Source organism: Algoriphagus yeomjeoni (assembly GCF_049821175.1).
Classification (GTDB): Bacteria; Bacteroidota; Bacteroidia; order Cytophagales; family Cyclobacteriaceae; genus Algoriphagus; species Algoriphagus yeomjeoni_A.
This window is the reverse complement of record NZ_CP187512.1, coordinates 2,779,606-2,792,594: the sequence shown is the minus strand read 5'-3', so window position 1 is coordinate 2,792,594 and position 12,989 is coordinate 2,779,606. Positions and strand designations below refer to the sequence as shown.

At 39.6% G+C, this 12,989-nt stretch carries 12 protein-coding genes and 1 tRNA gene; 3 read left to right on the top strand and 10 right to left on the bottom strand.

Going from position 1 to position 12,989, the window contains the following annotated elements; translation table 11 throughout:
• Positions 1 to 31: 31 nt before the first annotated feature.
• Genes lepB through ACPUEN_RS11065 form a run of 5 tightly spaced genes read right to left on the bottom strand, consistent with a single transcriptional unit; the run spans position 32 to position 4,153 of the window.
• Positions 32 to 1,105 (bottom strand): signal peptidase I, encoded by a 1,074-nt coding sequence (lepB, locus tag ACPUEN_RS11085; RefSeq protein ID WP_425635946.1) that lies wholly within the window; start codon positions 1,103 to 1,105, stop codon positions 32 to 34.
• A 15-nt stretch (positions 1,106 to 1,120) separates the two neighbouring features.
• Positions 1,121 to 1,843, bottom strand: a complete 723-nt coding sequence (gene dapB / locus ACPUEN_RS11080) for a 4-hydroxy-tetrahydrodipicolinate reductase (protein ID WP_425635945.1) — start codon at positions 1,841 to 1,843, stop codon at positions 1,121 to 1,123.
• Positions 1,844 to 1,845: 2 nt separating this feature from the next.
• Positions 1,846 to 2,454 carry a DUF5683 domain-containing protein gene (locus ACPUEN_RS11075; protein WP_425635944.1) on the bottom strand — a complete coding sequence of 203 codons (609 nt, stop codon included), beginning with the start codon at positions 2,452 to 2,454 and terminating at the stop codon, positions 1,846 to 1,848.
• A gap of 2 nt (positions 2,455 to 2,456) precedes the next feature.
• Complete coding sequence (locus ACPUEN_RS11070; protein WP_425635943.1) at positions 2,457 to 3,368, bottom strand: ParB/RepB/Spo0J family partition protein; 912 nt, start codon at positions 3,366 to 3,368, stop codon at positions 2,457 to 2,459.
• A 2-nt stretch (positions 3,369 to 3,370) separates the two neighbouring features.
• A complete protein-coding gene (locus ACPUEN_RS11065; RefSeq protein WP_111610724.1) occupies positions 3,371 to 4,153 on the bottom strand; it encodes a ParA family protein in 783 nt (260 codons plus the stop codon).
• 1,271 nt (positions 4,154 to 5,424) lie between these two features.
• On the opposite strand from ACPUEN_RS11065, the gene ACPUEN_RS11060 reads away from it, so the two are divergent.
• From ACPUEN_RS11060 to ACPUEN_RS11050, 3 genes are all read left to right on the top strand, one after another.
• The gene (locus ACPUEN_RS11060) at positions 5,425 to 6,855 is read left to right on the top strand and encodes a dicarboxylate/amino acid:cation symporter (RefSeq protein ID WP_425635941.1); all 1,431 of its coding nucleotides are present in this window, start codon (positions 5,425 to 5,427) and stop codon (positions 6,853 to 6,855) included.
• A gap of 56 nt (positions 6,856 to 6,911) precedes the next feature.
• Positions 6,912 to 7,544, top strand: a complete 633-nt coding sequence (locus ACPUEN_RS11055; RefSeq protein WP_425635940.1) for a DedA family protein — start codon at positions 6,912 to 6,914, stop codon at positions 7,542 to 7,544.
• 250 nt (positions 7,545 to 7,794) lie between these two features.
• Positions 7,795 to 8,745, top strand: a complete 951-nt coding sequence (locus tag ACPUEN_RS11050) for a TerC family protein (protein ID WP_425635939.1) — start codon at positions 7,795 to 7,797, stop codon at positions 8,743 to 8,745.
• A 129-nt stretch (positions 8,746 to 8,874) separates the two neighbouring features.
• Here ACPUEN_RS11050 and ACPUEN_RS11045 read toward each other — a convergent pair whose 3' ends face one another.
• The 5 genes from ACPUEN_RS11045 to mltG all read right to left on the bottom strand — a co-directional run bounded on the left by ACPUEN_RS11045 (position 8,875) and on the right by mltG (position 12,985).
• Positions 8,875 to 9,843 carry a hypothetical protein gene (locus ACPUEN_RS11045; RefSeq protein ID WP_425635938.1) on the bottom strand — a complete coding sequence of 323 codons (969 nt, stop codon included), beginning with the start codon at positions 9,841 to 9,843 and terminating at the stop codon, positions 8,875 to 8,877.
• A 334-nt stretch (positions 9,844 to 10,177) separates the two neighbouring features.
• Positions 10,178 to 10,262 (bottom strand) — tRNA-Ser (locus ACPUEN_RS11040).
• Between the two features lie 272 nt (positions 10,263 to 10,534).
• Entirely contained in the window at positions 10,535 to 11,518 is a 984-nt protein-coding gene (locus ACPUEN_RS11035; protein ID WP_425640187.1) for a YihY/virulence factor BrkB family protein, read from the bottom strand.
• A 4-nt stretch (positions 11,519 to 11,522) separates the two neighbouring features.
• Positions 11,523 to 11,939, bottom strand: a complete 417-nt coding sequence (locus ACPUEN_RS11030) for an acyl-CoA thioesterase (protein WP_425635937.1) — start codon at positions 11,937 to 11,939, stop codon at positions 11,523 to 11,525.
• Between the two features lie 2 nt (positions 11,940 to 11,941).
• Positions 11,942 to 12,985 carry an endolytic transglycosylase MltG gene (gene mltG / locus ACPUEN_RS11025; RefSeq protein ID WP_111610752.1) on the bottom strand — a complete coding sequence of 348 codons (1,044 nt, stop codon included), beginning with the start codon at positions 12,983 to 12,985 and terminating at the stop codon, positions 11,942 to 11,944.
• Positions 12,986 to 12,989 lie beyond the last annotated feature (4 nt).

Below are 12,989 nucleotides of genomic sequence, written 5' to 3'. Positions count from 1 at the left end.
TAAAGCCCTGAAATTTTCCAGGGCTTTATCATTAGTTTATTCCGTTAAATATTCTGCTCCAGCGAATCTTGCTGAACATTGATTCATGCTTGTCCAGAGAAAGCCATAGGAACCATGCCTTACCTACGATATGGTCCTCAGGGACAAAACCCCAATACCGTGAATCCAGTGAATCGTGGCGGTTGTCGCCCATCATGAAGTAATAATTCTGCTTGAAGCTATAGCTGTCTACTTTCTGACCATCGATGAAAAGTTGACCGTCTTTGGCTTCTACATTTTCTAGTCCTTCATAGTTTACTATGGTGGATGCATAGCGCATGACATTATCCGCAGTCATCTGTATAGTCCAGTCTTTGGCAGGAACTTGTAGTGGACCGAAGTTGTCCCGGTTCCAACCTAGTGCAAGACCATCAGGGAAAATAAGTGAATCTCCTTTTGCTTTCTCAATACGCTTAGTCGCAGAGCTAACCACAGGAGAAGATTCTAATCTGCGAATCATTTGTTCTGTACCGAACACCAAATAGCCTGACCCATCACTAAATGGTATATAGCTATCAGGGTTGATCTCATAATCTTTGAAGAAATCCTCTGTCAGTGGTCTATTCGTGATCACATCATAGGAATACTGCATTTCCGAAGGTTTCTCAGCTGCTTGGTCATTGACAAATAGATCGCCGCTCTTTACCTGAACCACATCACCTGAAATCCCGACTGCTCTTTTGATGTAATTGGTTTTTAGATCCGTAGGGTATTGAAATTCAGTAGGATAGTTAAAAACTACCACATCATTTCTTTCCACATCGGAGAAACCAGGAAGTCTATAATAAGGAAGCTGGATAGCATCGGAATAAGAAGGGATTTCTGTTCCCCATATTTTTTGATGCGTTAGTGGTACCTGAAGTGGAGTCATTGGGAATCTAGTTCCATAATGCATCTTACTTACAAATAGAAAATCCCCAACCAACAATGATTTTTCCATCGAAGCTGTGGGAATTGTAAAGGGTTCTAGTAATAGCCATCGGATTAAACTGGCTGCTACTACGGCAAAAATCAAAGCATCACCCCATTCTCTGGCTGCTGATTTTTTCTTAGTTGACTTACTCATGATTAGTTTTTAGGTTCAGAAAGATAGAAAATCATCCATGGAAAGCACACCTTTCTTTCCTTGAATCCACTCAGATACTAAAATTGCGCCAAGGGCGAATCCTTGACGGCTATGAGCTGTATGTGTGATTTCGATATCGTCGATTTCTGACGAGTAGCGGATAATATGTGTTCCGGGAGCAGGATCTATGCGCTTGGATGTGATAGGTAGCGAATGTTCGATTTCGTTCGATCCTTCGGACAGGTTCCAAGTGTTTAGCCCTTCTGTGTTTTTGATGATGCCTTCGGCTAAAGTGATAGCAGTCCCAGATGGAGCATCTTTTTTGGCAGTATGGTGTATCTCTTCTATGGAGCTTTTGTAGCCAGTAGTTTCGTTCATGAGCTTGGCTAGGAATTCATTGACTTTGAAAAAGATATTCACTCCAATGCTGTAATTAGAGGCGTAGAAAAAGGCTCCATTTTTAGACAATGTTAATTGCTCTATTTCAGGTTTTTGATCTAGCCATCCAGTAGTGCCCGAGACAATAGGGATACCTCGCTCGATTGCCCATTTAATATTTTCTACGGCTGCTTCTGGCTGACTAAACTCGATCGCTACATCTATAGTAGAAGGGTCTAGTGTATTTAATTCTTCAAGGTTGTCAATATTGATTTTCCCCGCTATGCTATGGCCACGTGATTCGGCTAGCTGACCTATCAGCTGGCCCATTTTCCCGTACCCTAGAAGTAAAATATTCATAGTTAAAAGTTGAGTTTTACTGAAAGCCCCACCGATGTGTTGTTTGAAGAAAACCTTTCGTAGTGAGGCTCAAATTTTAATGCGATATCGTCCGATACATCAAAACCTGATAGGTGCGCATCTACATTTGCGTCAATCAAGTTCAGTGCATAGATACCTACTAATAATAGGTAGCAAAGATCACGGTTTTTTCGCCAATAATTAACATTTCGAACCAAGCCATCCCGATTTAAACTTGGGAAATCTGTAGGAAGATCATCGTCAAAATCAGAAAGAGCTTGCTTAAAGATCTGATACCTTCTATTGTTGAAATTAATGAAGTAAATATCTGTGATGAGTCCGCCATAAATAAGAGGGACTTTCCACGATTTTCCGTTATAAACCTGTCCAGCACCTGGCAAAATAGCTGAAAGTATAGTCGCTTTTTTTGGGTTTTTTGGAAGTAAAGAATAATCAGTTTCGGGTTTTGGATCTTTAGGTCTTTCGGTTTCTACTTTCTCTATTTCCTGTCCTAAGGAAACTGAACTCAGGCATAAACAGAAAAGCAAAAATCCCACTAAAATAAGTGGGGTCTTTATTTGAACAAATCTATGAGAATAGGTGAGCTTCAATGTTAGATGATTTCTAGGATTTCCAGAATTCGGTTGAGATCAGAGGCTGAGTTAAATGGGATTTTTATTTCACCCTTATTTTTTGGGTTTGACTTCAATGCTACCTTAGTCCCAAAATGAGAGGCCAGTCGCTGCTGAAGTTTATTGATCTCATATTTACGGACCGGATCTAGCTCCTTATTGGCAGGCTTTTCTGGTTTTCCTTCACTCAAAGCTTTTACAAGAGCTTCAACTTTTCTCACACTTAGTTCTTCTTCAACTGCTTTTTTGAAAATAGCTAGTTGCTTATCTACATCTTCAATATTGATTAAAGCACGAGCATGTCCCATAGATAATTGCTGATCGCGGATCGCTGCCTGAATGGTGGGAGGAAGTTTTAGAAGGCGGAGGTAGTTATTTACAGTTGTCCTGTTTTTACCAACTCTATCTCCCAATTCTTCCTGTTTTAAATCACATTCTGCCAGAAGTCGCTGGTAGGATTGGGCAATTTCCAACGCGTTTAGGTTTTCACGCTGTATGTTTTCAATAAGCGCCATTTCCAGCATTTGCTGATCATTGGCAGTACGGACGTAAGCTGGGATTTGAGTTAATCCAGCGATTTTTGAAGCTTGAAATCTACGCTCTCCTGAAATCAGTTGATACTCATCTGCATCCAACCTTCTTACTGTGATTGGCTGAATAATACCTTGAACCTTTATTGATTCGGCAAGTTCTGCCAGTGCATCTTTATCAAAATGAACACGTGGTTGAAAAGGATTGACTTGAATTTGATCAAGGGGTATTCCAAAAATGCCAGTTTTAACTACCTCAGGTAAAATCTCCTCAGATTTGTGTTTGGCAGGACTATCTTCAAGCAAGGCTCCAAGACCTCTTCCCAAGACACTTTTTTTTCGGTTAGGCTTATTATCTGACATAGTTATTTGGTCACTTTTTGTACATCATTTTTCTGTACTATTTCACCCGCCAGATTCAAGTACGCAACGGCACCTTTACCATCTGCATCAAATGAAATAGCTGGCAAACCAAAGCTCGGTGCTTCGCTAAGCCTTACATTACGAGGGATGATTGTTTCAAAAACCATGTTTTTAAAATGCAATCTAACTTCTTCGACGACTTGGTTAGATAGTCGAAGTCTCATATCATACATGGTGAGCAAAATCCCTTCGATCTCAAGATCTTGATTCAGTCTTGTTTGAATGATTTTTATGGTATTTAATAATTTCCCCAAACCTTCTAAAGCGAAGTATTCACATTGAACTGGGATAATCACTGAATTGGCAGCCGTAAGCGCATTGATTGTGATTAATCCTAATGACGGAGAACAGTCGATGATGATGAAATCATACAAATCCTTAAGATCGTGAATGACCTCCTTCATCTTTTCCTCTCGATTATCCAGGTTAATCATCTCCACCTCTGCACCCACTAAGTCAATGTGAGATGGTACCAATTCTAAATTTTCAATTTCCGTCTTATGTATGATTTCTTTAACGTCAATTCCATCTACCATGCACTCATAAATGCTGGTGTTGATGGATTTGGGATCATGACCTAAACCAGAGGTAGTATTAGCCTGTGGGTCAGCGTCAATCACCAGGGTTTTAAATTCCAGGACAGCCAAACTAGCCGCCAAGTTCATCGCTGTGGTAGTTTTGCCTACTCCGCCTTTCTGGTTGGCTATGGCAATGATTTTTCCCATGGTGTTATTTAAAGAGTAATTTAATCTCAATATTAAGCAAAATGAATTCTTTTATGGCTGATCGGGCTGCTTTTTTTAGCGAGTACAAAAGGAGCTCTGGTCGATCAGATTAGATTTTATCGAGATATTTTTGGTAGGTAAAATATTGATTATAAGTGCCTTGATTTGTTCTATTAAAGTCTATTATACACTGACATTCTGTTGATTATTTATAGATGCCCACTTATGAATCTGTATTTCACAAAAAAATGTGATTATCCTACCGAGATCGAAATTTAAATGGTTGCATAGGTTGGGATGGTACGCAGAGGAGCTTTTTGCAAGTTTCATCCCCTATAGCACAGAGGGAAGCTGGGAAAATCTAGAAGGGAGTTGGACGAGAACGTGGAGGCTTTTCTAATTGCAAACTATGTGAATAAATATTTTTTTCACCTATATATAATCAGATTTTTTTTCAACTAGCTTTGATCCCAGTTAGCTCATATGAAGGTTTCAGGAATTCTAATCTTATTTCTTAATCTAGTTGCATCGGTAACCTTTTGGGCGGTTAATACCTCATTGATTGTTGATTACTCAATTCAATCAAACAGCGAAATAGCGTTTCCTGAATTAGCTATTCAGCAAAGTTCAATCCTGGAGATTGGTGATGCACTTACAAATAGGATAGCTCCAGAAAGACCGGTAGTTCGCTCCGTCCATTATTTTTTCAAATATCAAACTTTACTTGGTGATTTTTCCGGTTTATCGGCAGTCTGTCAAGCAATTGAGCTGAATTATAAAAAAGTGGCATTTACCCTAGACACAAACTTACCTGCTTTTTTAATCGTTTTTCCCCATCATTATTTTACTTAGTTGAAAGCCTAGCTACAGGCTTTTAAAAGAACTTGGCTAAACCCTGTAAATCTACCTTATTCTTTTCCATGAATGGATTTACCTGCTTTATCAAGCTGCGTTCCGCTCAATTCATGCTAAAATAGAATACTAGGTTATTATCCTTTTACTGAAAAATGCGGGAAATACATCATGTACCCCGTTGTTTTGATTCAAGGAATTCTTCCAAGATAGATTCTATGAAAAGGTGATCAAGAGATTCTTCATTCTCAGTTGAATTCAATACTGTGTTCCTGGAAATGCTGTCTGTATAATATTCATTTACAGTTATTTAATCAGGCTATACAAAGCAAAAAGAGTCTGTCACTTGGATTTGAATTCCCCTAATTCCCTAATCATCACTCTTATTTATACAAGCTAATTAGGCTTCACAACATATTATGACACTTAAGAAAAACACCTATATCACGTTAATCCTTGCTGCCTTGGCTACGCAGTCATCAATATTTATCGTCATTCATATGATTTGGCCTGGATTGGCCTCCGAATCCATGCTAATCACAAGCAGATGGTTAGGCCTAATTGCAATCTTAGGATACTGCCTGAAGAGAGCCTCACTAACTACTTGGATATTCGGCAGTATGGTTATTGGCATTGTCATTGGTTTGGACCTTCCTGAGCTTGCCATGAATCTGAAAGTGATCAGTCAGGTTTTTCTTAAAATGATCAAAACAGTGATTGCCCCTCTTCTTTTTGCTACGCTTGTTGTGGGTATTGCCGGGCATTCCAACTTGAAGCAAGTCGGTAGAATGGGTTGGAAGTCACTGCTATATTTTGAAATAGTAACCACGTTTGCCTTGTTGATCGGATTATTGGCAATCAATATATCCCAAGCTGGAGTCGGAATTGAGCTACCTGCTGGTGAAGTTCCTATACAAGGTACTGCTAGAACTTGGCAGGAGGTGATTCTCCATATTTTCCCGGAAAATATTGCAAAATCTATCTTTGAAGGAGAAATTCTACAGATAGTCTTTTTTAGTATTCTATTTGGGATAGGACTAGCCATGGTGAAAGATGGCAAAAATAAGCAGACGATGCTTTCTTTCACCGAAAGCCTTTCGGAAGTAATGTTCAATTTCACGCGGGTGATCATGTATTTCGCTCCCTTTGGTGTGGGTGCGGCGATAGCATACACGGTAGGAGAGATGGGATTGGGGATTTTGGTCAATCTGCTTCATTTGTTGGCCACACTCTATCTTGCATTGCTGGCATTCTTACTACTGGTTTTGCTTCCAGTCGCGCTTCTGCTGAAGATTCCTGTAATCAAATTTTTAAAGGCAATCTCGGAGCCCGTGTCTATTGCCTTTGCTACCACCAGTTCGGAGGCGGCACTTCCCAAGGCAATGGAAGCGATGGAAAAGTTTGGTGTACCCCGTAAAATTGTTGCTTTTGTAATGCCAACAGGTTATAGCTTCAACTTGGACGGCACTACTCTTTACCTGTCATTGGCAGCGATCTTCGTTGCCCAGGTGGCAGGAATAAAAATGGGGATTGAAGAACAGCTATTGATGGTCCTTACTTTAATGCTTACCAGCAAAGGAGTAGCAGGAATTCCAAGAGCTTCCTTAATAATTTTGATGGGAACCGCGGCTAGTTTCAATCTGCCTATGGCCCCGATCTTTTTGATCCTGGCAATCGATGAATTGATGGATATGGCTAGAACATCAGTCAATGTAATTGGTAACTGTCTGGCCACCTGCGTGATAGCAAAATGGGAAGGTGAATTTGGGCTTCCCTCAAATGAGAAAATGGATTTGAGTTCTCAGGAACCTGCATTGGATATGGAAATGCAGGAGGTAATGAGCAATTGAGATGAGCAACTATAGTGCATCCATTCACATCTGTCCACAGTTAATTCAACCAACTTATGTATGAATTTATTCATTCCATTTTAGGGCTTGTGAGCCCTGAATTGATTATCAATAAAGGCGGTCTCATCCTTCTACTTGCTATTATCTTTACAGAAAATGGCCTATTCTTTGGGTTCTTCTTGCCTGGAGATTCTCTTTTGTTTTTAGCTGGTATGCTTTGTGGGTTACCCATTTTGGATGTCAGCATTCTATTATTGATAACCTGCATTGTACTGGCAGCATTCTTAGGGTATTTACTATCCTATGTTGTTGGATTAAAGCTCGGCAATTGGCTACTTTCCCGTCCCGACTCATTTTTCTTCAAAGCAAGATATCTCAATATGGCCGCATCTTATTTTGAAAAGAGGCATCAAGGGGCTATCATTATCGGAAGGTTTATCCCGGTAATCCGAACTTTCCTCCCTCTCTGCCTTGGGCTTATAAAATCAGATTTTAAGATTTTCATGATTTATAACCTCCTAGGATCTTTAATCTGGACATCCAGTTTGGTACTGGCAGGATACTTCCTGAAACTGATCTTTCCAGACCTAATTCATTATCTCGAATGGATTATTGCCTTAATAGTGGTTGTCACCGCCATTCCATTAGTAAGACAGTTTTATAAAATCAAAAAATCTCAGGCTTCTTGACAATGATGCACAATGCCGGGGATACCAAAAACCTTGACCATAAGTATTCACAAACTCTGTTTGATGACCACTAACTGGCTCTAATGGGAAAGGAACAAAAGCCCCTTGGCCAATTTTGGTCATATAAAAACGGGTAGCTCTGCACACTGATCACTAATTTATCATTGCATCACTTAAAGTCTAGAGATTAGTATGTACCCCGACCCCATGTTAATCTTATCATTTGAACAATTAAATCATCAACCTTAGTATGAGTATTTGGATAATTTTCATCGCCTGCATTTTGCTTTTTCTTTCGCTGGATCTAGGCGTGTTCAACAAAAAAGCCCATGTCATACAGACTAAAGAGGCCGCTATTTGGACCGGTATCTGGGTTTTCATTGCATTAATGTTTTCATGGGTCATCTGGTGGATTTTCTCGGAAGGTATGGTTTCAAATCCAACAGGATTAGAGCCTAAAGATGCTGTACTTAAATATGTTACTGGCTATCTAATTGAATTTTCCCTGAGCATAGACAATGTCTTTGTGATTGCAGTTATTTTCAGGTCTTTCGCGATTCCAGATATTTATCAACACAGGGTGCTGTTCTGGGGAATCTTAGGTGCAATCCTATTTAGAGCCATTATGATAGTTTTCGGTGTGGCACTGATCAACCAATTTGACTGGATTGTCTATCTATTTGGTGCCTTTCTACTTTACACAGCTTATAAAATGCTGAAATCGGATGCTTCTGAGTTTAACCCCAAAAACTCCTTTATTTTTAAAAAGTTGAGAAGAGTACTTCCATTTACCAAGCATATTGACGGGGAACACTTCTTTATTGTAAAAAGGGGAATCCGTGTAGCCACCCCGCTTTTCATGGCATTGATTATCATAGAGCTTACGGATATCCTTTTTGCCCTGGATAGTATTCCAGCCATACTTGCCATTACGGCCGACCCATTTATTGTTTTCAGTTCGAATATTCTGGCTATCATGGGATTAAGATCTATGTACTTCCTGATCTCCCGCATGCTCAATAAGTTCCGATTTATCAATTATAGTCTGGTCGGTATTTTGGCATTTGTCGGCTTAAAAATGATATTTTCCCATCATATAGAAACTCCCGAATGGCTCTCTTTGGTGGTGATATCACTTGCACTGACAGGAGGGATATTGGCCTCCTTGTTAATCCCGGCTGAGGTGGTCGAAAATGATTAATGCCCCGTAATATTACTCTCCACGTACCTGCTTTGATTTAAGTGAAAATGTGTCATTCATGACTCAGCGAGGAAGTTCCTAATGAATATCAGGAACTTCCCTCCTGTACTGAGATCTAGAGTATGCCTGTTATACTTCCATAAGGTTTAACATTCCTACTGCATAGGCCAACAGGATACTCACAATCAATCCTATATTGACTTTATACAGATCCCTGAAAATTTGCTTTCTGGAATTACCGATTTCGTTCGTATTGAGTCGGTAACTGATTGCGATCTCACGTCCTGCCAAAATCCCAATAAATACCCATGTAGTACTCATAGGGACATTGCTCAGCTCTGTAAAGAGAAATAAAACGATGGCGTAAGTAAGGTCTATAAAAGTGGCCGAACGAATATGCTGGGTGTTGGCCTTAGAGTGGACAATTTCCTGGATTTTGCCGCCTCGTGATTTAAAAAGAAGTGCCATTAACACCAAAATGATGAACAAGGAAATGAGCAATTCTGCCAAAGTCAACTGTCTCGGTAGATAAACATACAAATTGGCAAAATCCTGAACTAGCCATTGGGACCATAATAGACCAGTAGATAGCCACTGTGCTACTAGCCAGCCCTTTTTGGATTTTTCCTTTTCTGCCCTCGAAATACTTTCTTTTGATTCAAACTTTTTAGCAATCAAAAGGTAAACCCCAAAAGCAAAAACAAAAGCCACTGCATATCCCAAAATCGACTTTAGGATCATTTTTTCAATCACTGCCTGAGATGAAAAGACACTTAAGATCATGAATGTGGTACTTACAGGAAGTCCAAACCTAGTAAGAATAATCAGAACCAAAGGAGGAATTATATACCAGAAAGCCATCTTTTCTGGCAGTGGGATCATATCCAACCTTCCATAAGAGACATCCCCTTGGTGCATGATCCAACCATATACAATCACTAAAGTCAAAATACCTGCAGCATATAGCCACAGGATCCACCACTTCTTTTTATGGTTGGATGTAAGAAATGTCCCTAATGTCTGAATGACATCGTTTCCGATTACAGAATAGGTTGCCAAAATAAAGGCAACCAAAGGTATAATTTGGTGCAACTGCATTGCTTTTTCTTAAAGATATCGGAGGGTTTTCCGCCTAATTTTCCGCAAGATTAGGTATAATTCCGACAAGAAAATAGCATGTCAGCTAAAGGAGTTTTACTACAAAGTGGAAGGAGAATTTTATGCCAGAGAGTGTTGATTTAAAACGTATCTCTTGTTAAAATTTCATGCTAAAAGTCTTTTTCTTGATAGGCATGGTTGGTTGGATCCAAAAAAAATAGATTTAGCCAATAACCTTAACTTTTAGGATTGATCTAAGAAATACACAAAATCGCTACTGATCTAAAAACAAAAACCTAACTATCAATATTTCAGATAGTTAGGTTTTTTAGTGCAGAGGAAGAGGGATTCGAACCCCCGGTACCTCTCGGTACAACGGTTTTCAAGACCGCCGCATTCGACCGCTCTGCCATTCCTCTAGGTCGTCTTCAGAGATATTTCCCTGATTTGGTCTGCAAAGGTAAATTAAAAGCTAACTTTTGCAAAGCTCATATTGTCTTTTTATTCTAACCCGCTGATTGTTTTAGGATTATTTTTTGAAACACAGCATTTGAAACCGTCTCTAAATAAAATATTGGACTATTCTACAATTGTTTTCTTGCAAAAGAGATGATAAAATAAAGTGAGGCATAGGGTTCAAAGTACGTGAGGGGGGCCGGAGGCGAGAAGTACTAAAATTGGAAGACTATCTTTATTCCGTGATTATATTGTTTATCTCCAAAGTTGAATTTTCCGAATCTGTACTTCTCTTTCGCTTTTTATTTTCCTCTACCAAATCCAAACTCACATTGACTTCAAAGCAAACAATCACGATAATAGAAGTGATCAGCAGCCAAAGCATGAGAGCTATCAAAGTCCCGATAGAGCCGTATAGCTTATTGTAGCTTGCGAAATTATTTAAGTAAAAGGAGAAGCCGTAAAAACCCAGGGTGATTAGTAGGCCTGCTAATTTGGCTCCCGTGGAAAAGAAATTCCATTTGTCATGCACTGCTGGGGCAAACCGGAAGATGAAAGCAGTAGTGATATAGAACATCAAAAGTAAAATCAGGAATTTTAGACTTGAAAATAAGAAAATCATAAACCCTGAATTGAATACCTGAAGCTCATCCAACCTTCTGATCAATACGCCTCCCACAATCATCACTATGCTAGCAGTGATCACTGTGAATGCCAATACCATCACTATACTCACAGCAATCCCGCGACTTTGGAGAAACCCTCGGTTATCCTTGGTTTGATAAACTGAATTAAAGGAGTTCATCATGGACATTACTCCCTGCGTAGAAGCAAATAAGGCAAAGAAAAAACCCAAGGATAGCATGCTCTGCCTGGGCTTGGATACAATATCCATGATGGTATTTTCCGATTGGGTATATACTTCTGCAGGTAAGATTTCTTGGATAAAGGTCAGGATATTCTGCGTAGTGATATACGGAAAAATGTCCTGCAGGTAAGGAATCAAGTTTAGTAGGAAAAGAATTAAAGGGAATAGGGCGATAGTGAAGCTAAATGCCATTGATCCTGCACGCTCGATGATGTCATCTTTCTGCATCTGAACCAAAAAAATTCTCCCTACATCAAAGAGGTTTTTATCGGGGTCTCCGAAATGAATTTTCTTAAGCTTGCGAGCTTGCCAAAGCAATTTGACTTCTAACCTAAGGATTTTTGTTTTGATCACTTTATCCTACTTCTTGAAAATACGGTTTCAATAAAGCTAACAAATTATGTGGAGGTCTGGTTGGACGATGACTGTCTTTTTTGAGGAAAGTAAGTATGGTCCAGCCTTCAGTGATTAATTCTTCCTGCATATTAAAAACCTGATATTCAAACCTAATTCGAACCCCAGGCAAGGTTGGAATGGTGGTTTTGATAGAAAGCAGTTCGTCATATTTGCCTGGCTTCAGGTATCGGAAATGACTTTCTAGTACGGGCATCATTACACCCTCGTCCTCCATTTCTTTATATGAAAACCCAATACTCCGCATGGCTTCCACTCTCGCCACTTCGAAGTACATCGCGTAATTGCCATAGTAGACATAACTCATCTGGTCAGTCTCAGCATATCTTACACGAATTTGAGTTTCTGCTTGATACATAATTAGTAAATCTTGGCAGCATTCAGTGCCGCTTGATACCTCCTGGCATTTGCATTATGCTGCGCCAAATTGGTAGCAAAAGAATGATACCCGGAGAAATCTTCTTTGGCACAGAAGTATAAGAACTTATGATCTTCCGCATTCAGGACAGCATTCAGTGAGTTGATATCTGGCAAGTTTATCGGACCGGGAGGGAGGCCAGCATACATATAAGTATTGTATGGACTATCAGTTTCTTTATGGACATTTAATACACGTTTTAATTCAAAATCTCCCAGTGCAAAAACTAATGTTGGGTCTGCCTGAAGAGGCATGTTTAAACGTAATCGGTTTAGGTAAACTCCGGCGATTTTCGGACGTTCATCCGATTTTTGACTTTCAGCCTGAACAATACTAGCCAGCGTACTGACTTCTTTTGGAGTTAGTCCAAGCAAACTGGCTTTTTGCTTTCGCTCATCTGTCCAAAAGCTTTCATATTCCCGGTGCATTCTGTCAAATAGTGCTTCTGCACTTGTGTTCCACCAAACCTCGTAAGTATTTGGGATAAACATCGACATGATCGTTTCTTCATCAAAATCAAACTTTCGGATATACACTGAGTCTTGGATCAGGTCTAAAAATTGATCTTCAGAAATCTCCATGTTTGCCGTTATTTTTTCTGCCAAATCCTCCTTAGTTCGCACATTGTTGAACGTTACCCGGATTGGAGTTTGTTTTCCAGAACGTAGCAGCCTAACCAATTCCAGATTAGTCATCTTTGGTTCGATGGTGTAAAGTCCTGGTTTCACGTTTTCCTGATAGTCCATGACTTTGGCTAAAAAGCCAAAACTCACCAAGTCATTGACGACATGATTGTCATAGAGCTTATTAGAAACTGTTTTGAACGTGTCATTACTCCCAATTTTCAACATGTAATTCTGGTCAGATTCAATCAGCACATTTGGGCTGAAAAAAATCTGGTAGAAATAGAAACTCAAGGAGATAGCCATCACTGAAAAAGCAATGACTAGGACGAGGTAGATGTTTTTTCTTTTTTCGCTTAGCATACTG

Bases quoted from the DNA above. Each gene is read 5' to 3' on its own strand.
- lepB (WP_425635946.1), bottom strand. From the start codon at position 1,105: ATGAGTAAGTCAACTAAGAAAAAATCAGCAGCCAGAGAATGGGGTGAT.
- dapB (WP_425635945.1), bottom strand. From the start codon at position 1,843: ATGAATATTTTACTTCTAGGGTACGGGAAAATGGGCCAGCTGATAGGT.
- ACPUEN_RS11070 (WP_425635943.1), bottom strand. From the start codon at position 3,368: ATGTCAGATAATAAGCCTAACCGAAAAAAAAGTGTCTTGGGAAGAGGT.
- ACPUEN_RS11065 (WP_111610724.1), bottom strand. From the start codon at position 4,153: ATGGGAAAAATCATTGCCATAGCCAACCAGAAAGGCGGAGTAGGCAAA.
- ACPUEN_RS11060 (WP_425635941.1), top strand. From the start codon at position 5,425: ATGACACTTAAGAAAAACACCTATATCACGTTAATCCTTGCTGCCTTG.
- ACPUEN_RS11055 (WP_425635940.1), top strand. From the start codon at position 6,912: ATGTATGAATTTATTCATTCCATTTTAGGGCTTGTGAGCCCTGAATTG.
- ACPUEN_RS11050 (WP_425635939.1), top strand. From the start codon at position 7,795: ATGAGTATTTGGATAATTTTCATCGCCTGCATTTTGCTTTTTCTTTCG.
- ACPUEN_RS11045 (WP_425635938.1), bottom strand. From the start codon at position 9,843: ATGCAGTTGCACCAAATTATACCTTTGGTTGCCTTTATTTTGGCAACC.
- ACPUEN_RS11030 (WP_425635937.1), bottom strand. From the start codon at position 11,939: ATGTATCAAGCAGAAACTCAAATTCGTGTAAGATATGCTGAGACTGAC.
- mltG (WP_111610752.1), bottom strand. From the start codon at position 12,985: ATGCTAAGCGAAAAAAGAAAAAACATCTACCTCGTCCTAGTCATTGCT.